This is a genomic window from Parasedimentitalea marina (genome assembly GCF_004006175.1).
GTDB lineage: Bacteria > Pseudomonadota > Alphaproteobacteria > Rhodobacterales > Rhodobacteraceae > Parasedimentitalea > Parasedimentitalea marina.
In genome coordinates, this window is sequence record NZ_CP033219.1 from 1,781,532 (window position 1) to 1,804,947 (window position 23,416).

Genomic DNA, 23,416 nt, shown 5'->3' on the forward strand with positions numbered 1-23,416 from the left:
GGAGAAATCAAATGACTGAAGAACTTAGCCGCACATCTGCACTCGCCTCAAGGCATACAGCCCTTGGCTCTGGGTTAGAAGATTGGAACGGGATGGGCACAGCATGGACTTATGACACCAATCCAAATGACGAACATGACGCGGTACGTGAAGGTGCGGGCATGTTCGACATGTCGCCACTCAAGAAAGTCTTCGTTTCCGGCCCTGATGCAGCGGCAACATTGGACCACCTGACAACGCGGGACACATCCAAGATCGAGCCGGGGTCTGCCGCTTATCTCTGCGTTCTAACAGAAAGTGGTGGCGTGGCTGATGATGCTATCGTTTACAACAACGGCAATGACGAATGGATGTTCGTTCACGGCTCCGGCGACACAATGGCGCTGCTTGAAGCTTCTGCAGAAGGCCGCAATGTTAAGATCGTCTTCACGGATGATCTACACGATCTGTCGGTTCAGGGGCCGAAATCCTGCGATATCCTGAATGCACATTGTGATATTGACCTAACGTCTCTCAGCTATTTTCATCATGCCCCAGCTACATTGTTCGGTCACTCTTGCCGCCTCTCTCGCACGGGTTATTCTGGTGAAAGAGGATATGAAATTTTCGCAGACGCTGCTGTGATCGGGGATATTTGGGATAAGCTCGTAGGCGAGGGCGTGGTGCCTTGCTCTTTCACCGCACTGGATAAAGTGCGGATCGAGGCGGGATTGCTGTTCTATGGCTACGACATGACCGAGGACAACACTCCTTGGGAGGTTGGACTTGGCTTTACGATCAGCAAGAACAAAGGCGATTTCCGAGGCAAAACTGCGGCATTGGCTGCCAAGGGGAAAGAGGTAACCAGCAATGTTTGTTTGGACATTGACCATTCCGATATGGTGGCTGGCGGAGAAATTCTAGGGATGGATGGCAATGAAATAGGTGTTGTAAACAGCCCCTGTTTCTCGCATCGCTTAAACAAATCTCTGGCGCTTGCACATATTGCCCCAAGTGTACCTGTCGGGTCTGTAATAACAGTCAAAGGTGACGGTATCGATACAAAAGCAACGGTTGTTGCCAGCCCGATCTACGATCCAAAAAAAATTAAGACCCACGGTTAAACACCATGGGGCCTGCATTATGCAGGGCGAGGGGCAACGCAAGTCGCTGAGCGGACAAAGCTGTCTTTTGTTTCGCTCCCTCCAGGGGCATCTGCGAGACCTGGTCCTCAGTGCCGAAGCGAGGCGCCAGACGATCTAGCACTCTAGTTGGTCACCGGAACCGGGAGTATAGAACGCTCTAGTATAAATCGCGCGCTCACCCAGCCTAGTCTTCGATCAGACCGGACTTTGAACCAACCCCCCTTGGCTGTCATCGGTCAAGGCACAGTCTCCTATAAGGACATCAGTATTCTGTAAAAGGGTGTCGATGGGGTCTGTACCCAGACTAGGGAGCGCGCGAAGGTTGACATCTCGTTTGGCAACACCAACACGATCTTGTGGTGGCTCCAACCACGACGGCATTTGCTGCTCTGGATCAAATGGCATTCCTTTCAGGAGGTGACCCTCGCTGCATCCCAAAGCATCCGCAAGTAGAGGCACCGTGACTGGCGCGTTTTGGTTCGCACCGGTGGCACACCACCCTTTAATTCTCTGACTTCTGTCACACTCGACTGCAATCACATCCGTCTCCGGGAGATATTCATCACTGATTGAAATGCTGATTAGCCCCGTACTTTACCGCGACAAACTGCAAAATGTACCCGAGAGATAGACCGCGATCGTGTCTGTGGCCAGGCCATCGAAAATATCACGGACGAACACAGCGGCTTCTGGAAGTACCGGCGTGAAATCACCGGCAAAATCGATCCCTCTTTGGCTGCCTACCGTCAATCGATCGTATTGGGCAAAGCTTAACGATTGGCATATCCGCTCGACTGCCCCCTTATCCAAGCCGATTTGTGAGATCGCCCGTGTGGATAGGCCTTGGCCAACCGGGGGAAAACCCAAGGCCCAACTGCAAATGCCACCGAGCAGAAAATAGAAGCTATTGCGGGTTCTATGTTTTAGGGCTTCGCGCAACAGCATCGGAGATTGCGTACCGTCTTCGATCAGCTTGGTGCATTCCAGCACAGTGTCATACGTCAGATCCATTACGTCGCGAATTTTGGCAGACTGCTCAGATGGTGCATCTGGCAGCATTCCCATGTGAAATCCAACCGTTGCACCTCGTTCGATGTTGCCGCGGCCCATCGCAAGGATCAACGCGCAGGTAGAAAGGCTTTGTTCTCCTTGAGGACCAGAAAGTTTCAGTCAGGAGGGTCACTGGCAGTGGGATCCACCTTGAGCATGCTGCCAATTTTGAGGGCCTCGACGAAAATCCCGGCCGGGCTGTTCAGAACAAAATCCAACGAATGTTTTGCGTTCCGGTCGAACCATTTCGTGATTTTAATGAAGTCACCCGGAACGATTGAGCCCGTTAAGTAAACAACATTGCACTTGTAGCCGCCCCATTGTGGGAAAGGTAGTCTTGGCTGGTCTTCAAATACATCGTTTGGCATGGGGTAGACCCACTTCAACGCTGTGAGACGCGCAGAGAGATCTGGCCGCAAAGTGATATCCATGGCGTGGGCCGTGGATGTTAACGCAGCCACAGCCAAAAGCAGCGCGAGGAAAGTCCTGATTTTGGTTCTTCGCATGCCAATCCTTGCCATACTATTGGCTCAATCAGCCAAGGAAATTGGGTGGCAGCGCGAGAAGAATTAGTCAAATGGAGATCATGCGAACATTTCCCTCTCGGGACGTTCTCGCGGTGCACGGTCCGTTATTACGGTGCAAGGTTACACAATAGCTGTCATTGTCGGTATTTTTGAAACCTTGCAGATGGCTCAATAAATTACTTTATGCCGCGAACCGTTTTATCGTCGGCATTGGAGCGCATGTCAGAATATGCAAAGTTTGCTACCTGCGCAGAGCTGCCGTTGTTGGTGGTCGCGTCTAATAGCCGGTTCCAGCCCTAAGCGGTCATGGTCTCAAACTTGCCCAGCGGCAAAAACAGTCATTCAAATTCGGTTGACTAAAGGTCCGCTGGGCCGGACAACGCTACTTTTGGATGAGCTTGCGCGAATGTCTATTTTTGGTGAGCTCAATAATTTTCGGATTGAGTTTTAGGACGTGACCCTATCCAACCGAAAGGCTGGATAGGGTCACGTTTGGTCAACCGCAACAGCCTCCACCTGTGGCCGTTGCGGTGGCAATCGGAACTTCATCGAAGTTAGCGCCGCGCCCAAGGAAGGTTCTCTCTGCAAGATAAAAGTTGGAAAATGCTTCATCAAAGTCGGCAGGGACAGATTTTTCTGCAATGCCAGTCTTAGCTATTGTTTCCTGCCATGCTTTCACTTTCGGATAATTGGCGAGAAAGTCATATCCCGAATGTTTCTCAACGAGAAGCGCACGATGTAACAAGGGTAACCAAGCAATGTCTACGTTGCCCAGGATTTCACCATTGAAGAACGGCCCGTCAGCCAATTTTTTTCTGCCTTGTCAAAGGCTTTGTTCAGCTTTTCACTGCGTTCAGTGAGTGTTTCTTGGTTTGCGCTTTGCATGGTGGAACACTGAACAAGGTAGTGCTTGGTGGCTTGATAGCTCCACGCGCGATCAATCGCCCGCTGTTCCGGTGTAGAGACATCCACGAGAGGCGCGGTAACTTCATCTATATATTCGACGATAGCATCGGATTCAAAAAGCGCTGTACCACCTTCAGTAACAAGCATCGGCACCTGACCAGTAGGTGAAATATCCATAAACCATTGAGGCTTGTCGCTCAAGTTGATGTACTCGATTTCGTAGGGGAGGTGTTTTGCCTCAAGCAGTGCAGTTACGCGCTGAACAAATGGGCAAATTTTGAAACTTATAATTTTGATCACTGGTCTTTCCTTCGTTTTAGTTGGTTCAACCTGTAAGACGGATGCCAAAGTAAAAAGACGGAAGAAAATTCAACAATTTTCACAACTATCTGATTTAGAATGATATTCAGAAAGGTTACCGCGAGAATCTAATGTGAACCTGCAGCAGTTATCAAAGACAGAACGCAAAGCTCTCCTACCATTTTTGACACGTGTTTTTAGTGTGGAATATGGCAATCCATGCGCCGCTGCGTAGTCCTTTTGGGATTGTCCTTCGATGTCTATTGCAGTCAACAGTTGGGCTGTTTCACTCGGAAGCGCGGCGATAAAGGGTTCAACACATCGTTCTAGTTCATGGCGTGTTTCCGGCTCATCTTCGGAATACCAAAGATCATCAGCATGCATGTCCTTGGCGCTGCCATTCTTCCTATAGAAGTCAATGATCGTTCTGTGGGCTGTTTGAAACAGCCAAGACTGCACCTTCGACGGGTCATCCAAAGCAGAAATCCCCACAAATGTTTTGATGGATATTTCCTGAAGCAAATCCTCGACATCGGCAACATTTGAAACCCTTGAATGCAAAAACGCCTTGATACGCGCACGGTATTCAAACCAGATTTTTTCAACGTCCATGCGGCTCTCTTTTCCATCGATATACACTGCTGTGAGAAACCAATTAATTCATAGCTCATTCCTATGATAGCAGACATTGGCCGCAACGAGATAATTAGTCGGATCGGGCTCCTACCAGTTGCTCGCTGCGCACCGGGCGAATGTCTGCTATCGGGATGCAGCCAAGACTTTGCAAAGGTTGCTTTCTGCGCATTGCTGCCATTGAAGCTGACTGCAGCGAAGGACCAGTGTCTAACCCGTTCGCGATCTTGGTGTGCAGTGCAGCATCCGTCACTAAGGGCGGGAAGCGGAAGTTCCCTGCAGTTAACCCGAAGGACCGCACTGCGAGACGAAGCAGAAACACAATGCCGCCCAACACTCAGGTATTATAAATATTCTCTAATGACGTCCCAAGCGACAAGCATCCCTAAAGCGCCAAACAAAACGCCGAACAAAATCGACATCCAAATGCCCGCTGCCTGAAACGAGCGCATGAAAACTGCCGAAGAAAAAAAGATCGCCGCAAACACGTTCAATAGAATTCCAAGTAGTCCGACTTGAACCGCGATAATGATCATCAGCAAAGCGGAGCTATCTGGCGGGATGAAAGCGGTCAAGATTGATCCAAAAAACAGAACTGCTTTGGGATTTGTTATCAAGACAAAATATGCGGTTCGAAACGGCGCATATGTAGCGGGTGATTTGGCGGATGCGTCCAAACTGAAAATGCCGCCCTGCCGCACTGCACGAAAAGCGTTAACCCCCAGATAGATGAGATATCCCGCCCCAAACAATCGCAATGCGATATAAAGCGACGGGACCAACTCAAACAGAACGGCAATCCCAGAAATGGCAATCAAGGTCCAAGTAAAGGCACCAGCTGCGATCCCGATTGCGGCTTTAAGACCTGCGGGGCGACCAGCGGTAACTGAAGCCGTAATAATTGTTAGATGGTTTGGACCCGGTACGGCCCAACCTACAAACTGGATAACAGCGATCGGGAAAAGTATGCTCAGAAGATTGGCTGCGTCCATTCCCAAAACGTATCAAATAGAATTATCGGGGTCCAGAAATTCCGGGTAGCACTACAGGCAGCAGTCTTTCCCTTCGCGTTTTGCATTCATTCGAGTGATGTCTCAGACAATACTACCTCAAAGGCATTGATATATCAGGCTTCAGTCAAGCCGACCTCAGCGCAACCGCCCGCCAACTCAACGAGCGGCCAAGAAAGACATTGCAATACATGACACCAGCAGAAAATTTGGGGCCCGTGTTGCAGCGACCCGTTGAAACCACAGCAGGGAGCGGGCTTTGCAAAGTTTCACGAACGGACCAAACCGGACATCCAACGCTAGAACGCCAGGCTGCAGTGAAGCGTTCCAAAGCTGCAACTTGAAGCAGTCACGAGAATGCTTTTGTTCTGGCTGCTGAACGGCACTTGTTTTTCAGTTATCTACCTCGAGGCGTATCTAACTGTGAATTTGGATGGACCTGTTCTAGCATAGCTCCACGTCGTCAATCTTGTCGGCTGTGATAGTCAGTATTCGGCAGCTTTCCTTGGGCAAGATCGTCGCCCTAACGGGCCAACGATTGTCTCCGACGCCCGTCTTGCTGAGGAAATGTAATTCGATGTCAACTTGTTGTCCGATCACCAGTGTGAATTTCACGCTGTCAAAAAAATAGAACTTTATCTGCGGGTTTTGATCCAGCGCGTATGGCGTGAGGCCAAACGCCCCTTCGAGTGAGCGAAGGTCAGATCCAAGAATGGCTAGAATAGCGTCAACAAACTCTTGCGGAAAAACAACGTGAAAACTGGTGTCGTCAGTTTCATGAGCCGTTGCGATCATGTAGCCGCCACCTGCGCTCCATAATCGCCGTTCTTGGGTTCCATTGCCAACCACACGCCAGACAGCATGACTTTTTGCCTCGTCCCACGATAGGCTGTAATCACTGGAATCCCGGTAGCCAAGCCGCTGATTCATTTGAAACATCGCCGATAGCATTACCCCGGTCATATATTTCAATTCATCTATATTGGAATAGGCGTCATATTCCATCCACGAAGTGTCGCCCTGAATTGCGCGATTGGCCCAATTTCTCGCAACTAACTGGTTTGTGGACGTTACCGCTTTGTCGGAAAAAACGTGTTCTTTGGCCAGGTCATTCAAGAATTGGATGGTTTCGAGGGATGGATTCATCGCACCAGGGGGGAAAAGAAAGGATTTGTCGGTTTCGAAAGGGGTTTGAACCGGTGCCTCGAGACTTGGCTTTTTGGCTCGAAAGCTTCGGGCACAACATTCATCAAAAATAGAGCTCCGAAAAAAATAATTGGCCAAACCACGCCCCAGTTGATTCCGGAAGACGATGACGCCTGTGGCGCCTGAGACATACGACGGGATCCAAGATAGCTCGCCGCAAAAAAGAAACGGTCATATCCGTAAAACCGGTTTTGCATACGCACCTGATCGGACATCCACCCAAATGTTTCGTCCAACCGATCAACAAACTCAGGGAGGCGGTTGGAAACCGACGGGTTCCGCGCACTCCCGCTCATCCCTCGCAAGGCAAAACTAGGGTAGTCCTCGTTTTCATCGTCTATGATGCTGAACAAAAAGCTATACATCTCGTTTTCGACGGCTTGCGCGACGACCGGATCGGTCATCAATGGGTCCTCCAGGATTGACAGCAAGCGTTCGACGTCAGGTTCGGGAGGGGTGAAAGTTGATACCTGTTCGATCAGTGTGATGGCAGCGGGGGACAAAGATTCTTGCGCGAGGCCCTCCGCGTCAGTAATTACATCGTCAACAAGGGCACTTTCGTCAATTGGCCAGAGAGAACCAGAATCTGCAGGAGTATCCTCTTTCGTCCAGTCGTCGAATTTTGGCGCATCGATCAAGGCAAGCGCCGTTTCATAGGTTTGCCGAAGGGTCTGAAACCCCTGAGGGTCCGCCCTCTGATCGATCGCTTTCAACGCCTTTGCATAGGCCTTGCGGACCTCTTTTTTGTCCGGGTCTTTGCCTTCCAAACCCAGCGCATTAAACGGCCAATCCGTTTTATCGGACATAATTTGCTTCGAACTGATCGAGTTGCTCGGTAATTTCGTAGCGAAGAGCCTGAATCTCGTTCGGGTCTTGCCGATTAAGAGCAACTTGGAATGCCAAAAGGAGATCTTGAAGGTGACTACGATCCTCGGCCAGAGCCATGGCATAACAACGCTCGATCCGGGCTGAGAGAGCAAGGTTACCTTCATTGTCCTTGGGATGCACTTTCAGGGCCTTCAGAGCCTTTTTGCGGGATGCGATTTGTCGCTCGCTCAATCCTCCCGTAAGATTGGTAATCGATACGGATTGGTTTTTTTGTGTTGAAAGAACCGTTGTGTCGACTTCCAGCAGCCCTGACACGTCGTAACTAAGACGCACCGCAATTTCTTCATGTTCCTTGAGATTTCGTGGGACTTTCACTTTCATCGAACCTAATTTGATATTGTCTAGAACACGGGGTGACTCACCTTGGTAAAGATCGAGATCCACTTCAGTTTGGCCGAGCTCCATGGTCTGAAAAATGTGCTCGCGGGATGCCGGGATAACGGTGTTGCGTTCAATCACCGGTTCAAAGAATCCGTGTTCTACCCTGTTTCCGAATTGGCGACTAATCGAGAAACCAAGGGAAAATGCCGATACATCGGTCATCACAACATCGTCAAGAGCTGAATCATTTTCCGTCAAAGCGGCCTGGAATGCAGCCCCTAAAGCGACCACGTGATCGGGATCAATTCCGACTTCGGGCAGTTTTCCAGTCATGCGCGAAACTTGCGCCCGCACCAATGGCATTCGCGTTGCACCCCCAACAAGGACAACCTTGTCAATTTGGTGACTCGTCAGTTTTGCGTCGTACATGGCTCGCTCCACTGGCAGACGAAGCCGCCTGACAAGACCTGCTGCGATTTCAGCAAAGGTGTCGCGCGAAATTGAAAGGCATTCTGTTTGGTCACCCCGAACAAAGTTGCACTCCGCGCAATGCGAAGTCGACAAATGCAGCTTTAGTTTCTCTGCCACATCCCAAAGCCGGGATCTGACAACAACATCATCAATTGAAATGCCATGTTTAAGAGCCAGATGCTCAAAAAGAACTTTGGTAAAGTCCTCACCACCCAAAAAGGCATCCCCGCTGGTTGCCTTGACCTCCAAAACGCCTTCAAAAACTTCAATGATAGAAACATCAAACGTTCCACCACCCAGGTCAAAAACCAGAATGTGCCCTTGCTCGTCAATGTCTTGCAGGCCATAGGCGATGGCAGCGGCGGTGGGCTCGTTGATCAAACGCAACGGCTTCAAATCCGCCGACAAAGCTGCCGCCCGGACCGCATCACGTTGAAGCTGATTGAAGTAAGCCGGGACTGAAATTACTACGTCGTGTACGTCGACACCGGTTTCGGCGCAGGCTAGGTTCTTCAGATGCGACAAAACCATCGCAGACAAGTCCACTGCCGAATGGTTGTGGCGACCGAGTTTGAACTTTTTTTCGGTACCCATGGCGCGCTTGAAAGCTGCAACTGTGTTCTTGGGATGGGTTGACAGCCTTTCTTTAGCAGCGCTTCCAACGACGAGCGCTCCATCTAAGAAAGCAACTACAGATGGAACCATGGGCGTCTTTGAAATAAGACGTGCCTGACCATTTTCAAAAACACTGATCAGAGAGTTGGTCGTTCCTAAATCAATTCCAAAATACATTCTTTTTTACCATTCAGCGGAATCTGCGACAGTGCAGAGATTGCATCGGAATCTCTGAAACAAAAGAATCTGGATGGCAATGGAAATAACACAGTTGAGCTTTCTCAAGCAAAATCAACGGGAAGGTGTTGCCCTGCAAGCCATGTGACTCGAGGAACGAGCATCGCAACAGATCAGAATGTGTAATCTATCCGCTTCATCACAGCATGATTTCCTGGAAATCATTTTCAATAATTTCTCCGCGGACAGATGTTCAGGGTATTGAAAAGTCTTTCGCAGAGTTTCTCACCAAGTGATGCCTCCTGTTACAAACCAGTAGTTTAAAAGGCGATATGATTGGCCCTTTGCATGACTGCTTTCGGTGAGCTGAAACAGAATTGTTGCCGAATATTGCGAATGACCGCTTTTTGCCCGACGTGCTGGATGAACATATCCGCTTAGGGCTTATGCTGCGCTTTCTTCGAGCGGGCGCAATTTTCCTTAACTGCTGTTTGAAGCTGAGGATCGAGGCAGTGGCAACCAAGGTGAAAATTAGATGTCGTCAGGATTGCGTACTCTCAGATAATCGTTCTTCGGAATTTTCACGATGCCCTTAATCCCAAGTTGGGACCTGATTTGCTCATCCAATTCTTCAATCGCTCCTTTTACGGCGTTGAAAATGAGATCGGCGTCATTTCCCAAAGCCGTGATGAGGGGCAGTCCAGGTGTGGGCTTCGTCCATTCTAGAACCCGCAAACCGGCAGCAATTGGCTCATACGTTTCGATGTTGCGCCACGTCACAGCATCAAGAGAGGCGATGTCGGCACGCCCTGTCGCAACGGCCTGTGCCGATTCAAGATGCTGTTCGGTGTGCAGACGGTTTTCGAACCAAAACCCTTCAGGCCTCAGATGCCAAAACGGGGCTGCGTACCCCGATTGTGAGAACGTTTGATTGTACGCAAATATCGCATTTTTGAACGCAGTCACCTGAGTTCGGGGATCATCTGCGCGGACGACAATGGCACTGCGATAATACCCCGGCGGACAGTCGGCCAACCCGAAATCAGGGGTGCCGACAAGCTGAACTTTGTCATGCAACCATGTGCGATAGGGCATCCCGCACGTCTGGCTCAGGACCAGATCGGGGTGCTTCCAAACGAAGAACTCCTCGGCGTCTTGCGATAGCGTTTCGGGGCTATCCATCCCCGTGTCCGATAGATGTTTGCGGATCAGCGCCCAATAGAACGCGTGGGCTTGAACCAGTTGCGGCCGCTGGTACATCATCAGGTTAGCAATCATGTAACGTCTTTCCTTTTAAGAGCCGCAGCAGGCTGATGTGGCTGTGTCGGCACGGCATAAACAAGACGAGGTCACCGGCACATCTGTTTTGGCAAGGGCGATGCGAAGTTGCTCCTCGTAAATGAGAAGGTCATCCGACTCTCCACGCTGGCGTAGGCATTCGACCAAGCCATGAAGCGCCCAAACGTTACGGGGGTGGTGCGCGCAACGTTGCAATTTTCCATTCAGGCCCAGATCGGTGCGATACACATCTTCCGCTTCGTCAAAATGCTTTTGTTCAGCCAGAAGGGCTGCCAGTGCGTGGCGCGGGGGATGCATCCAGGCCCACGGTTCTGTGTATTCAAGATTGTCGTCGCGTTGCACGCTTTCGCGCAGATACTCAAACGCCAACGCATAGTTGCCTTTGTGGTATTCCAACTCTCCGTTCAACATCATTTCGCCTACTGAGAGCGTCGAACGCGCTGTGTTGTTAAAGAACTTACGGTTGTCGGGGATGCGCTCGACGGCAGCGTAGAAACTGCGGCGCTCTAGCTCTGCCGCATCGAAATTCTTCAGCGCGGCATGTGCCACGCCCTTGGCGTAGTGGTGCACCGCCGTAGACACGCAATAGAGAACAGGATCGTCGGGCATTGGGGTGTCGATAATTTCCTGCCAGCGTCCAAACCGCACCAGAACGTGCATCTTCATGGAGTAATAGCCCTCCATTGTGATCGCCAGTTGTGGGCGGCCTTTGACGCTAAGCACGTCTTTGGACAGCGTGGCACACATCTGTTCGGCGGCGGCCATTGCTGGTTTGAATTGACCCAGAAACATACAGTCATACATCATCAAATGCAGGTCATGGCAGCGCGCCGTCGTGTTAAAATTGAACGCACCGGCATAGTCTACATACATGTCGTCTGCGCGGATCGCCTTTTCGCATATCTGGGTTCTGTCAGGTGTAGTCCGAGATCCAGTCCTGCGACACCGGCGCAAAGGCTGATGCCGCAAAGGTCGTCATGTTATTCGGGGGTACGAAGAGCCACTCTGTGGGTCCTATAGATTGATACCCCTTCCGCTGAATGCCCCTATCCGCCAGTTGCATGTGCATTTTAGGGGCAAGGATGTCCGGTATTTTCAAGAGGCTTTTCGGCGGCAAGAAGGCCGATGGTAGTGGAGATGATCTCGGTCCTGACGCCTTGTGGACAACTACTTCAAGCTGCTCGAGGCATTGCAGGGCGCTATTTCGGACAGAAGATACTAGGACGCGGCGGACGCGGTCCACAAGAGCGTCGCGCCCCTCCGAAAGTGGCTGAAGGATTCGAGGAGAAACGGGAAGCGGTTGCAGATCCGCATTCTTTGGCTTCACTATGATGGCCATTACCGGAGACCGGAAAGGGCAGGAGGAGATCTACGATCTCATGAATGAATTTTGAACATCTAGAGGCGTATCGGCTTGATGCAGTGATACATCTTGAAGCCATCGAGTGTATCTGGCAGGTCGTCACATCGAAGCCGGGCGTGCTGTAGAACAACATGAAGGCGTCACTGGCAAAAGCTGAAGAAAATCGGCTCAACCAGTTTGTCGGGGCGAGTGACGATCAGCCCGGAAATCGCGAGAATCCTGCCACAGAGCTCAAAAATTCCGTTCAGTTCAGGCAACAGGCTCTACAACAACCGCACAACCCGTAAAGGTGGCTTGTTAAGATCGCAAAACAACCACAGCATGCGGTCGGTGGCATTCTACTTGGGGAATGTCAGACTAAAGGCGTAACACTGCCATTAGGTTCCCAAAATTGGGACTGTCAGACAAAGGGAGAATTAAACATGTGTGATATTTGCGTAATCAATTCAGTCAAGGAGCGGATGCTGTCGCGCCGCGACTTTTTCAAAGCTAGCGCCGCCGTTGGGGCAACAGCAACAATTGGCGGTTTGGTCGCTGCACCAGCTGCAATGGCAAGTGGACACGACAGCGTCGTCGATATGAGCCACAAGCTGTCCGAAGAGTTTCCGACCTATTTTGGCAAGCCCGGATTCTCCAAAAAGCAGGTATTCAACTTCAGGGAAAATGGTTTCAACCTGTTTGAGCTGTCGATCAACGAACACACGGCCACCCACATCGACGCGCCCCTGCATTTCTCAGCGGACGGTGCCAGTGTCGACGAAATTCCGGTCGGTGATCTGATCATCCCTCTCTGTGTCATTCATATCCACGAGAAGGCAGCCAATGACCCCGATGCGCAAGTGACGCCCGACGACCTAAAAGCCTGGATTGCTAAAAATGGCCCCATCCCGGACAAGGCCTGTGTGGCGATGCACTCGGATTGGGATGCCAAAATCGGCACCGATGCCTTTCGCGGCGCTGACGCCGAGGGCGTGATGCATTTCCCAGGATTCCATGTCGAGGCCGCTCAGATGCTGCTCGAAGAAACCACCGCAGCTGCGATGGCGGTGGACACGTTGTCACTGGATCATGGCATGTCGACAGATTTTGCCACCCATTATGCTTGGCTGCCCGCCGGACGCTACGGAATCGAAAACCTGGCTGGCCTGACACAGGTTCCCGAGGCTGGCGCCACGCTAGTGGTTGGCGCGCCAACGCATAAAGGCGGATCTGGTGGCCCGGCCCGCATTTTTGCGATGGTCTGAAAAACTCCAGTTATCTGTTGGTTGATGAAGAGATCAACGCCGCGGCACTGACCTCTTCATCAAAATCTGGGACAAAACGAGTCTCCATGACGGGCAGGATGGTAATCCGCCCCTTTTAATTGGGCCAGTCCGCAGAATTACGCGACCATTTTCAGTTTCATGGCGGGTCCAGTACTCGCCCGTAAATGTCGATAGCGGCCCATTCCGGACATTGGCCATGTCACCTCAATGCTATGGGTCGCAGCCCGCATTGCGGACTTTGCCGCGTCGCCATAATCCCCGCTTTGGCGAACTCACAGTCTGCCGGACTTTTGGGTCAGTCGTCACGGTCCAACGACAGGCGGGTATCGAACTTGATGTCAAACTAACGATACATGTTCCGAAAGCGCGCCGAAATTGCGTTCTCCATCGAGCACAATTAGCTGCGCAGGCTAACCCTGTTCGTGCCGTCACACAGCGATCAGAGTGGGGCCGTCTCGACCAGTTCTCGCATGCGGTCATGCGTCGACGCCACCAATTCTTCATGACCGGCAATCACGTCTCGTCTTGCGTATACGATATTGAACTGGTCCACATATTCGATATCGCCGATTATGGGAACGAAATCCGCCTCTTCTAGTAAGCGCGCGACTTCCAGATAAGTTTTCTGTTCGCGCCATCTTGGGCGGTGTTCCATCTCGACCTTAAGAATGAGTGTTTCTCGAGAAGCGAGCGTTTTTCTGGCGCCACTCAGCACTTCCAAAGCAAAGCCTTCGACGTCCACCCAAAGTGCGAGATGGCCGTTCAGACTATGTTTCTCGCGCAATTCATCTATTGTCGTTGTGGGTATCACAATTTTTTTTTCGCCGTCTCGTTTCGTTCGAAATGACGCCGCCCCCAAATTCTTCTCTGGGATGTAAAAATCAAGCGACCCGACCTTCTCGGCTAGTCCCACGTTTACAACCTCGGCTCCAAGCTCGCTGACCTTCTGCGTTTTGCGGTTGTAAATTTCAGGATTCGCTTCGATGGCTAGGGCTCTTTTTCCGCCATTTTTCAAAAATATTCGAGTGGCCGTTGCTTCGTGCGCTCCGCATTCCATGAAATCCTTTATGCGCGCTTCCTCCAGCAAACTGAAGAAGAACTCGTCGAGGATCTTCGCGCTTCCCCTTCGGTAGTATTTCGCCGTCCGGCTACGTTCCCGCTCTCCACATACTCCGGAAAATAGTTGCAGGGTTTCGCCGCGCACACTGTGCGTAGTTTTGTCGGGTGAACTGCTCATGTCTCGAATCTTTCAACTCTCTTTAAGAAAGGTTGGAGTTGCTTTCGCAAGGTAATTTGCCGACGAAACGTTCTCACATCTTGCCTTGGCAATCAAGCGCCGTGGTCGGATTGCGAGTTTCGCCACGTAGGAGAGAGGATTTCACTCGCTGAGCATGTTGTAGCAAGATTTCAGTTACGCTGGTTGGCAATCTAAGTCAAAGGGTCATAGAGGCTAAAAAATTTCCGTTTGGGGCTCACTGCGGTCATTAAATCGATAGCAGCATTCTTGGGTTCGACCGCTCATTGAAGGTCAGTTTTGCGGGGTCGCCCTAAAGACCGCGGACTTGTAACGAATGTCTCCTTCCCGCCCGGAGTGCAAAAATATTGCAGTGCAGCACCTGGAATTAGGAGCACAAAGTATGAATTTCTGTCGGTCATGGACGAGCGCATGATGTTATAGTTCCGCTTAATACTGCTTTCTAGTTCTAGGGCTCAATAATCAACGGAATTACGAGTGATTGAGGCGCCGACATTAGGCACCAGTCTTATTATGGCGCTCTTGAGGGGTGGTGGGATTTGCAGCGTTTGGTGTCCCAAAACCGGCCTATTGGCGTATAAATCCCATTTTATGCCTTTTTGAAAGACACGCGCCCAATCTGTTCAGATCACGGCTCGCTATCTTAAACGCCCATGTTTTCAGGACACTGACCGGCTTCTTCCGCCATCCTCTGGGCTTTTCCGGTTACTGCAATATCAAATGTCTTCTACCAAGCAACTCGGTTTTGGGTTTTATGGCATCCTAGCGGCGGGTTTGACGGTGGTCACCCTCAGAGCGTTGGACGTGCTTCCATTTTTCAAACTGCAATTGCCCAACCTTTCCAAACGCTGAACACCGGGCGGTGATCTGAGGTGTCGTCGGGGCTCAGACTTGAACGGTACGGCATCGGCATTTTGAGACAGAGATAATTGCAATAACCAGTCGGGACGCGTTCAAACTGTTCAAATCGTCGGTTTGAACGTGTCTTTAAACGGCTTTTAAACGGTCTTTGACCGCCATTGGCGCGAGCGTCGAAGAGGGGTTGAAGCATTGAATGGAAGGCCAGGGGGCAATCTCAGCGGGCGGCGTTCTTGTTCGCGTCAGCCCTCAACCACTGCCGCCTTGTCATCGGACAGGATCTGGGCCTTCAGTTAGATAAAGGTGGGCAGTGGATCAGCGACCATACTGGTATATTTTCAGCGGGGCTAACCCGCAGACACCCACAGCTATTTGAGGGAGCGGCGCCGTTAAACGGGGTATAGCGCTGACCGCCCGGGATGTTCAGGCTTCGCTCCAAATGCCAAATTTAGTTTGGCATGCCGGGGCAGGGTGGTTTCTTGCGCAGTGCAAATGGCGTGCGGTCGGTTTGTTCCCATATCGCCTGCGGACCTTGCCATCATTGCTGTTGTTGATCCAACTGGAGCAGCGGTCCAAAGCCGCCATCTAGGCCAAACTCGACTAACTGCAGGTTCCAACCCAAAGCAGACATAGCCTTTCGACACCAAGGGCGGTCTGCCGACCTTTGCTGCTAGCTGCACCAATGGCAGCTTTGGGTCCTTTTAGGGAACTCAGCCGCATTGTAACGAACGGCTGTTTTAAATTCCAATATTTCCATCGGTTGGCCTATAGCGAAACAATTATTTAGATCGCAAGATTGCTTTCAAAACAACTCAGGTGCGAAATCAATGAAGAATTTTTCCAAGCGGCAGACCCAGCGATAAGCAAGGTTCAGATGCACCTCCTCGCACAATCGACGCTCTGACCTAATGCCGAAGCAATAACCAACCAACAGCATTCGGATCAACAGTTCAGGATCAATCGAGCGCAGCAAATGGTCTTGCGGGGCATGGTCGTCTATCGAGAACTCGTATAACAGTGAGCCTTGCGCCTCTTGCTTAGGTCCTAACACCGTCAATCCCCTGCATTCACAGGTCAATTGACTCTGTGATGGACCCTCAAATCAACAAGAGTTTTTCAACAGAATTGGCCCATGCCGCACGTGAGAAGCGATCGGCCTGATGTCACGTGACTGACTCTCTGGGCTGGACGCTGCACTTTGCAAAGGTCGCAATCTGCGCGTAGCTGCCATTGGTGGGGATCGCGTCTAATGGCAAGTTCCAGCCCAAGTACGACATTCGTGTCAGGTGCAGCATGACGCGGCATAAGGGGTACTAAGGGCGGGGAGCCGACCTTCGCTGCGGGAAGATTGAATGACTGCTTTGCGGGGGTGAGTTCAAAGGGTGGCCGCAACATCTTAATTGCAGCCTTGATCTCTTGAGTAGGCAATCAGAGAATATTTTAAATTCTCCAACGGGAGGCGTTCATTGTGATTCGTTCTAAATTGCATTGTGGCACTTGTTATTGCCCCATATTTGGTAAATGCTACTTGACGGTTCATTTTTGAAATATTTGGCAACAGGCGTTGCAATTCACCTTCAATTGCAGATGAATTTTCATTTTGGTGTGTAGGATGTTCGTGTGGCCAGTTTGAACTCGGAAACTCAGACATGGACCATAGTCTAAATCTAAGGGCTAAATCTAAGAATTTTCTGTAGCTACGATTGTAGGGCACTGCTAAAACGAAATAATCCTGCGCTTCATTGCTAATGCGTTCAACCTCTTGATCGCCAATATCGTCGAAATTATTCAAATAGATAATTCTTGTGATACGATAGAATCCATTGTTAGTTTTATTTGGCGAAACCTCACGGGAATAGCTAACCAAACAGCCATCCAGAGAAACATCTTGATACCTCATCGCAATGAGAGAAGCCTTTAGATTCTCATCGGACCGTTGTTCTCCCGATGCAGCGCCGGTCAAAATGCACAAAGAAATTGTAAGAATGCGAAGCACAATAGTATCCGATATTTGGTCACGTTTCAGCCCACATTCCCCAAGTGGAATGCCATTACCTGCATGTTGTAGTTGTTTTTCAATCGGATCAAGCCATCCTTGCGAGTTGTGCGGTCATTAAGTGCCTGGCGCGTGAGCTGAACGGAATTTTCGGTCTCTATGGCAGGTTCTCGCGATTTCCGGGTTGACCGTCACTCGCCCGGACAAAGTTGAGCGGCCTGCAATAGCTGTCGCTCATTGCATCGTAGACATTGCAAAAAAGGGCTCTAACCAGCCATTCGCTGCGCCATTAACGAATGGCCGCTGAGGGCCGTTCACGTCCTATCAGGGCGAGCCGCGGCCAGACCTTGCAAAGGTGACTATCTTCGCGTTGCTGCCGTTGGATCTCTGCGCAGTAGTCTCCAGCTTTCAGCCCTTTTACGACATTCGTGCAGGGTGCAGCATAGTTCGGCCTATGGAGCACAAAATGCAGATTTGCCCCTTCGCTGCGCCAACGTCCATCGGTTGCTTTGGCTCTGAAACGACAATTGGCGACAGAGCAAAGGCTTGTCTCCAAAGCTTGCGATCCTCGGTGTCCTGTCGGACTAAATATCAAGTCTTCGCAGGCCACGCCCCAACAGTTTTGCACTTTCCAGGGCGGCGTTACGATGTAGCGCCCAAGCTTGCGTGAGACCTTCCAAGATGACTAAAATTTCAACCTCGCACCCGACCAGATCGGTGACCTTAACGGCGCAAGTGGCCACTTCGGCCTTGTGGCGTTCAAGTAGCTCTCGAAGTCGGGCGCTCCCGGGCTCGGATGCCACCGCGCCGTGAAAGAGGCACCCATGCGCTGTCTCGGTCTCCATCCAAACCCCGACGCGATCGAACATAGCGTCAAGCGCCGTCTTGGGATCATCCGGGATGTCGTCGAATATTTTTGAAAGGTAGCGCCGGTGGCGATGTTCCAAGGCTGCCAGCACCATCTCTGATCGGGACGGGGTATACTTGTACAAAGTTCGAAGGCTTACAGCGGCCGCGTCGCGGAGGTCTTCGACGCTCGGCTCGGCGAAGCCACGGCTGGCGAAGGCCCGTTCCAGTCCGGCGGCGATTTTGGTCATAGTGTCGGTCATGTTTGACATTGGTAGAGTGATCCTTCTACCAATGCAAGTAGAGGAATCATTCTACATATGGAGTTTTGACGATGACAGTTCCTGACACTATGAAAGCCATGGTCCTCACCGGTCATGGCGGGCTCGACAAGCTCGAATGGCGCGACGACGTGCCGGTGCCGGTACCTTCCGCGGGCGAGGTGCTGATCCGCGTCGGCGCGTCGGCGGTGAACAACACCGACGTAAACACGCGCACTGGCTGGTATTCCAAGAATGTGCGCGGCGACACCGGTTCGGCCGCGCAGGAGGGCTATGAAGGTGCCTCTGACGCCGATGGCGCGTGGTCCGGTGCACTTTCCTTCCCTCGTATCCAGGGTGCCGATTGCTGTGGAATGATCGTTGGGTTGGGAGAGGGCGTGGAGCGTTCGCGTCTGGGCGAACGGGTGCTGGTTCGGCCCATGTATCGGCCTGACAGTGCAGGCGACCCACATGCGTTGGTGACTTTCGGGTCGGAGCGGAACGGGGGCTTCGCAGAGTTCACAACTATCGGGGACAAGGAAGCAGTATGCGTCAACAGCCCGTTGTCGGACGCAGAGCTCGCCTCCTTTCCTTGCGCTTTCTCGACCGCCGAAGGTATGATTCAGCGCGCCAGGATCGGCGCGGAGCGCGTGCTGATTACTGGGGCCTCGGGCGGTGTCGGCTCAGCGGCGGTGCTGCTTGCAAAACGTCGCGGCGCCCATGTTACTGCGATAACCAGCCCGTCAAAGGCCCTTGCGCTGGAGGCGCTCGGTGCCGACGCCACGCTGGGCCGTGACGAAGCCCTGCCGCGGGACACCTTCGACGTCGTGCTCGATCTGGTGGGCGGCCCGCTCTGGCCCGCGCTGCTCGATGCGATGTCGGTTGGTGGCCGCTACGTGACGTCAGGGGCCATCGCTGGACCGATTGTTGAGCTCGATCTGCGCACGCTTTACCTGAAAGACCTGACGCTGGTGGGCAGCACGCGCCAAGACCCGCGCGTGTTCACCGACCTGGTCGGTTATATCGAGGCGGGGGAAATCAGGCCTGTCCTTGCGAAAACCTATCCGCTGCACGATCTGCATGCCGCGCAGGAGGCCTTCCTCGATAAGTCCCATATAGGCAAGATCGGGATCGCGATCCCCGACTGACGCCGATGTGGCCCGTTCCGGCAGAGCTGGGGCGGGTTAAAGGGTCAACATGTCTGCTGCATTCTGAGACAACTAGTGACTAGGGGTCAGCCGCCGAAAGGTTGGCGTGTTGGCCAGAAGCGGTCGCTCAGTCCTCCTCCTTGGACCGGCGGGTAACGGCCTTGCGCGCCATGTCACTGCGTTTCGGGGGCCAACGTTGCAAAGGCCAATTACTGCGCTTTGCTGGCGTTGGTGGTGATCGAGTCTAATGGCCGGTTCCTGCCAAAAGCAGACCTGATGTTTACCACCAGAGCTATAGGTCCAATCATGCAAAAAGGCGGATTGCAGACAGTTGCCGTCGCTTATACGAACGTCTGCTTTGTGATGCGAAGAAGACCCATTTTTGACTGGTTCAGAATGTGGGGACACATACGCATTATAGCAGCCTTGGCCTTCGGGGTTTCGGTTCTTATGAGCGATGCGCATCGCTTTGCGCACCGCTGTGGTTCAGCGAGTTATAGCAAAAAACCTCCCCCGGCTTGTACAGATTGCCCGGTGACCCACCCGGCCTTCTCGTCAGCGAGCAGCAATACCGCGTTTGCGATGTCATTTGGTTCACCAAGTCGTCCCATCGGAGTTTGAGCGATAATCATCCCCAGCATTTCTTCATTCGATTTAACGTCGGCCGTGATGTCTGTGTCTGTAAGCCCCGGTGCCACCGCATTGACCCTGATACCCTTTGGACCGAGTTCAGCTGCGAGCAGTCTTGTGGCGTGGTCCACAGCCGCTTTTGATGACGCATAAACCGCAACACCGGGCATCATGCCACGCGCCGCTACCGATGAGATGTTGATGACGGTTCCCTTACTTTCAGCAAGGTGAACTGTTGCCTCGCGGATAAGAGCCAGTGGTGCAAATACGTTGGTTCGGTAGATGCTTTCAATGTCTTCGTCACTTGTCATAGACAGTGGCCCCATCTTTCCGGTTCCGGCATTGTTCACCAGTACGTCCAGTCGACCAAATTTGCAGATCGTTTCTTCAACAATTCGACCCGGTTCGCCGTTCTTGCTGACATCTCCAGTTACAAAGTGGACCTGATCCCCCAATTCCTGCGCTGTTTCTTCAAGAACAGACTGTCTTCGACCGGTTATAACCACCTTTGCCCCTTTGGAAACAAAGCTAGACGCTGCGGCTTTGCCGATGCCAGTTCCGCCACCTGTGATGAGGACCACTTTGTTTTCGAAATTTTCCATTTTGCTACTCCTGATTGCTGAATGGTCAGGTGGCTTTTCTCACTGAGAAACCACATGTTGTTCTGATTAGTGTTGGGACGATTATGGCGCCGCCGGATTGTCAGGCGCAGTGGAGTTTTCTATGACCCAGCGTGTGCCAGCATTTTCTGCTGAGGCCACGCGTGTCATAGTGGGGTCGGGTTCAAGCAGCCGTTCGGTCGCATATGAAATCAGCGAGGGGACACTGGCATTGAGTTTGGACTGATCTCGGCTCATTGCGCTGTGCAGAACAAAGGGCGGCAGATAGGTCATGCCGACCATAAGTGCGGTCTGCTGAAATGGCGTCAGAAGTTCTGGCATCGAAAAGTTGTTGAACGCGCCTGCTTGAAAACTATCAGCCGGACCGCCTGTGGAGATGGCAAGTCCAAGCTCCTTGCCGTGCAGCTGGTTGCCACCGGGGCCATAGGCAAATCCGAGGAGCAACACCTGATCAAGCCAGGCCTTGAGAACTGGAGGTGACGAGTACCAGTAAAACGGAAACTGAAGAACGATGCGGTCATGATTTTGAAGAAGAGACTGCTCGACAGTCAGATCAAAACGCATTTCAGGCCCACCGACGGACGACAGATCACGCGTAGTGACCCCCGCAACATTTGATAGCGCCTGAAACCATTTTTGATTGACGATAGATGAAGAGAGATCAGGGTGAGCGCTCAAAACAAGGGTTTTCATAAGGTGTCTCGGTTGCGTTGTGTTTACAAGTTACCCAAATTTAGCTACACCCCCTCAATGCAACAATTGCCCTAGAAAGCACCGCTATGTTGTAGGAGGTGAGACAATGCGCCTGCCCCTAGCCACACTCGAAGTGTTCAACGCAATTGCTCAAGAAGGCAGCCTTAGCGCTGCAGCGCAGGTGCTCGGGATCAAGCGGTCTACGGTCAGCCACCAGTTGAAAAACCTGGAAGAACGGATCGGCACCGCCTTGTTTATTCGCACAACTCGGTCGATCAGCCTGACCGAAGCTGGGCGGGTGCTTGTGCAAAGCTCGAGTCCGGCGTTTGAGCAACTTACAAACGGCCTTGAGAATGCCCGCACAGCCGGTCAAAGTACACGCGGCAGGCTAAAACTCGCCATGCCTGAATTTGTCTATCACTTGCTGATCAGCAAACTTCTGGTGGCCTTTCAGGAACTTTACCCCGAGATAGAGATTGAACTCATTCTAACTGATGCCTTGTCGGATATCCTGAAGGAGGGGCTGCATGCTGGGTTCCGGCTCGGTGGGCTGATTGCCCAGGATATGATTGCCATCAGTCTGACCAACCCCATGAAGTCAGCCGTAGTGGCAAGCCCGGCTTATCTGAAAAAACACGGCACACCGGAACATCCTTTCGACTTGTTGGAACATAACTGTATTCATTATCGCTTCCAAAGTTCCGGCCAATTGGCGCCATGGGTCTTCTCCGGCCCTGACGGTGAGTATCCGGTAGAAGTGCGCGGAAGCCTGATTGCCAACTCTTTGCCAGTGGCAAATGACTTGGCAGTTCAGGGGTTGGGAATTGGCTATACATTCCGTGAATACTGCGCTGACGCTTTAGGCAGTGGTCAACTCAAGGAGATATTGACTGAGCACCGAGTGTCTATGCCCAGCGTAAATATCTATTTCCCTCAAGAGTATCGCTCGTTGGTGCCGTTGCGCCTGTTTATCCAACACTTGAAACAGGGCTTGGCTGGCGCCTCATCTCAATAGTCACTTTGAGTTTTTTATTTACCCTTACCTCCTTCGGGGGCTGACAACTGATCGGCCAAATCAGGTCTGGTGCGTTGATATCACCTACATCCTTATGCGGCGCGGATTTCTGTATCTGGTCGGGATCATGGACTGGTTCAACCGTGAAGTTCTCAGTTGGTGATTGTCCAACAGCATGGAGGCAGACTTTTGTGTTGAGGCCCTGAAAGAGGTCATCGCATGGCATGGCACGCCCGAGGTAATGAACCGCGATCAGGGCAATCAGTTCACTGGATTTGATTGGACGAATGCGCTGAAAGATGCGGACGTAGAGATATCCCCTCTCACACATGTAAACATGTGCTGCCGGGCAGTGCATGGACGGTGAAGGTCAGTGGTCCCCTCTCATCGAATGCAATGCACTCGACTGCCGGGCAGCGGACAACTGAATGACAGAAAGGTTTTGGCGTTTTCTGAAAATACGAGTGCATCTATCTCAACGCATTTGAAACAGGTTCGGAAACACGCGCTGGGATTGAAAAATGGATCGCATACTTCAAACGCCGAACGGCCACGTTCCACGCACGGAATCTTGACCCCAAATGAAGCCTATGACAGACAAATGGAACCCATGAGATCAGCAGCCTAAATGAGACCCTGATCCAGCTTAAGTTGCCTGCAACATGGTCGAATTACTGGGACCACCTCTAACTATCATCTGAACTGATCAAGGAACCATGGAATTCCAACCGCACCCGGCGGTCAAAACCGAGCCGCGCATCAGCCGCTTCGCCTGCACCCTTTGGGTGATCCATAGTTTATCGCTATTAATTTATCTAACTTGTTGTAATATAACGCATTATTGACAGTCAAATGGTAGGAAGCGTTGGATTGCTTGGGGGGGGCGGGTTCAGATATGACTTGGAAAATGGCCGCGTAGGCTCAATAGTCAAACTGTCCG

General features: G+C 51.8%; 20 protein-coding genes and 3 pseudogenes. 6 read left to right on the top strand and 17 right to left on the bottom strand.

Annotated features, from left to right (window positions below; genetic code table 11):
* Positions 1 to 11 precede the first annotated feature (11 nt).
* Complete coding sequence (locus EBB79_RS08710) at positions 12 to 1,103, top strand: aminomethyl transferase family protein (protein ID WP_127748542.1); 1,092 nt, start codon at positions 12 to 14, stop codon at positions 1,101 to 1,103.
* Between the two features lie 615 nt (positions 1,104 to 1,718).
* Here the strand turns inward: EBB79_RS08710 and EBB79_RS08715 are convergent.
* The 6 genes from EBB79_RS08715 to EBB79_RS08735 all read right to left on the bottom strand — a co-directional run bounded on the left by EBB79_RS08715 (position 1,719) and on the right by EBB79_RS08735 (position 5,532).
* Positions 1,719 to 2,234: a hypothetical protein gene (locus EBB79_RS08715; protein ID WP_127748543.1), complete on the bottom strand. Its 516-nt coding sequence runs from the start codon at positions 2,232 to 2,234 to the stop codon at positions 1,719 to 1,721.
* 56 nt (positions 2,235 to 2,290) lie between these two features.
* On the bottom strand, positions 2,291 to 2,680 hold the full coding sequence (locus EBB79_RS08720; RefSeq protein ID WP_127748544.1) for a hypothetical protein: 390 nt from the start codon (positions 2,678 to 2,680) through the stop codon (positions 2,291 to 2,293).
* Between the two features lie 517 nt (positions 2,681 to 3,197).
* Complete coding sequence (locus EBB79_RS24735) at positions 3,198 to 3,509, bottom strand: glutathione S-transferase family protein (protein WP_238705032.1); 312 nt, start codon at positions 3,507 to 3,509, stop codon at positions 3,198 to 3,200.
* Positions 3,464 to 3,907 (bottom strand): glutathione S-transferase family protein, encoded by a 444-nt coding sequence (locus tag EBB79_RS24740; RefSeq protein WP_238705033.1) that lies wholly within the window; start codon positions 3,905 to 3,907, stop codon positions 3,464 to 3,466. The genes EBB79_RS24735 and EBB79_RS24740 overlap by 46 nt, the downstream gene beginning before the upstream one ends.
* 69 nt (positions 3,908 to 3,976) lie before the next feature.
* Complete coding sequence (gene sigZ, locus EBB79_RS08730) at positions 3,977 to 4,519, bottom strand: RNA polymerase sigma factor SigZ (RefSeq protein WP_127748545.1); 543 nt, start codon at positions 4,517 to 4,519, stop codon at positions 3,977 to 3,979.
* A 365-nt stretch (positions 4,520 to 4,884) separates the two neighbouring features.
* Complete coding sequence (locus EBB79_RS08735; RefSeq protein WP_127748546.1) at positions 4,885 to 5,532, bottom strand: LysE family translocator; 648 nt, start codon at positions 5,530 to 5,532, stop codon at positions 4,885 to 4,887.
* 101 nt (positions 5,533 to 5,633) lie between these two features.
* Here EBB79_RS08735 and EBB79_RS08740 point away from each other — a divergent pair.
* Positions 5,634 to 5,788, top strand: a pseudogene (locus tag EBB79_RS08740) (IS30 family transposase); the annotation flags it as partial.
* A 206-nt stretch (positions 5,789 to 5,994) separates the two neighbouring features.
* Here EBB79_RS08740 and EBB79_RS08745 read toward each other — a convergent pair.
* The 5 genes from EBB79_RS08745 to EBB79_RS08765 all read right to left on the bottom strand — a co-directional run bounded on the left by EBB79_RS08745 (position 5,995) and on the right by EBB79_RS08765 (position 11,400).
* A complete protein-coding gene (locus EBB79_RS08745; protein ID WP_127748547.1) occupies positions 5,995 to 6,696 on the bottom strand; it encodes a hypothetical protein in 702 nt (233 codons plus the stop codon).
* Positions 6,693 to 7,562: a hypothetical protein gene (locus tag EBB79_RS08750; protein ID WP_127748548.1), complete on the bottom strand. Its 870-nt coding sequence runs from the start codon at positions 7,560 to 7,562 to the stop codon at positions 6,693 to 6,695. Before EBB79_RS08750 ends, EBB79_RS08745 begins: the two co-directional genes overlap by 4 nt.
* The gene (locus tag EBB79_RS08755) at positions 7,552 to 9,228 is read right to left on the bottom strand and encodes an Hsp70 family protein (protein WP_127748549.1); all 1,677 of its coding nucleotides are present in this window, start codon (positions 9,226 to 9,228) and stop codon (positions 7,552 to 7,554) included. Before EBB79_RS08755 ends, EBB79_RS08750 begins: the two co-directional genes overlap by 11 nt.
* Before the next feature lie 531 nt (positions 9,229 to 9,759).
* Positions 9,760 to 10,506 carry a phosphate/phosphite/phosphonate ABC transporter substrate-binding protein gene (locus tag EBB79_RS08760; protein WP_127748550.1) on the bottom strand — a complete coding sequence of 249 codons (747 nt, stop codon included), beginning with the start codon at positions 10,504 to 10,506 and terminating at the stop codon, positions 9,760 to 9,762.
* Positions 10,507 to 10,521: 15 nt separating this feature from the next.
* Positions 10,522 to 11,400 carry a tetratricopeptide repeat protein gene (locus EBB79_RS08765; protein WP_127748551.1) on the bottom strand — a complete coding sequence of 293 codons (879 nt, stop codon included), beginning with the start codon at positions 11,398 to 11,400 and terminating at the stop codon, positions 10,522 to 10,524.
* Positions 11,401 to 12,312: 912 nt separating this feature from the next.
* On the opposite strand from EBB79_RS08765, the gene EBB79_RS08770 reads away from it, so the two are divergent.
* Complete coding sequence (locus tag EBB79_RS08770) at positions 12,313 to 13,134, top strand: cyclase family protein (RefSeq protein ID WP_127748552.1); 822 nt, start codon at positions 12,313 to 12,315, stop codon at positions 13,132 to 13,134.
* Positions 13,135 to 13,594: 460 nt separating this feature from the next.
* Here the strand turns inward: EBB79_RS08770 and EBB79_RS08775 are convergent, their stop codons facing one another.
* The 4 genes and pseudogenes from EBB79_RS08775 to EBB79_RS08790 form a co-directional block, all read right to left on the bottom strand.
* Complete coding sequence (locus EBB79_RS08775; RefSeq protein ID WP_127748553.1) at positions 13,595 to 14,392, bottom strand: FkbM family methyltransferase; 798 nt, start codon at positions 14,390 to 14,392, stop codon at positions 13,595 to 13,597.
* Between the two features lie 1,717 nt (positions 14,393 to 16,109).
* Positions 16,110 to 16,319, bottom strand: a pseudogene (locus tag EBB79_RS08780) (transposase); the annotation flags it as partial.
* 345 nt (positions 16,320 to 16,664) lie between these two features.
* Positions 16,665 to 17,264, bottom strand: a complete 600-nt coding sequence (locus EBB79_RS08785; protein WP_127748554.1) for a hypothetical protein — start codon at positions 17,262 to 17,264, stop codon at positions 16,665 to 16,667.
* Positions 17,265 to 17,848: 584 nt separating this feature from the next.
* Positions 17,849 to 18,382 (bottom strand): TetR/AcrR family transcriptional regulator, encoded by a 534-nt coding sequence (locus tag EBB79_RS08790; protein ID WP_238705034.1) that lies wholly within the window; start codon positions 18,380 to 18,382, stop codon positions 17,849 to 17,851.
* Between the two features lie 62 nt (positions 18,383 to 18,444).
* On the opposite strand from EBB79_RS08790, the gene EBB79_RS08795 reads away from it, so the two are divergent.
* On the top strand, positions 18,445 to 19,518 hold the full coding sequence (locus tag EBB79_RS08795; protein ID WP_127748555.1) for an alcohol dehydrogenase family protein: 1,074 nt from the start codon (positions 18,445 to 18,447) through the stop codon (positions 19,516 to 19,518).
* A 494-nt stretch (positions 19,519 to 20,012) separates the two neighbouring features.
* On the opposite strand, the gene EBB79_RS08800 is transcribed toward EBB79_RS08795, so the two are convergent.
* Positions 20,013 to 20,750 (bottom strand): SDR family NAD(P)-dependent oxidoreductase, encoded by a 738-nt coding sequence (locus EBB79_RS08800; protein WP_127748556.1) that lies wholly within the window; start codon positions 20,748 to 20,750, stop codon positions 20,013 to 20,015.
* A gap of 81 nt (positions 20,751 to 20,831) precedes the next feature.
* The gene (locus tag EBB79_RS08805) at positions 20,832 to 21,461 is read right to left on the bottom strand and encodes an NAD(P)H-dependent oxidoreductase (protein ID WP_127748557.1); all 630 of its coding nucleotides are present in this window, start codon (positions 21,459 to 21,461) and stop codon (positions 20,832 to 20,834) included.
* A gap of 106 nt (positions 21,462 to 21,567) precedes the next feature.
* On the opposite strand from EBB79_RS08805, the gene EBB79_RS08810 reads away from it, so the two are divergent.
* Both EBB79_RS08810 and EBB79_RS25595 read left to right on the top strand, forming a co-directional pair.
* Positions 21,568 to 22,476, top strand: coding sequence for a LysR family transcriptional regulator (locus EBB79_RS08810; RefSeq protein WP_127748558.1), 909 nt, complete (start codon positions 21,568 to 21,570; stop codon positions 22,474 to 22,476).
* Position 22,477: 1 nt separating this feature from the next.
* Positions 22,478 to 23,013: pseudogene (locus EBB79_RS25595) on the top strand (transposase); the annotation flags it as partial.
* Positions 23,014 to 23,416 lie beyond the last annotated feature (403 nt).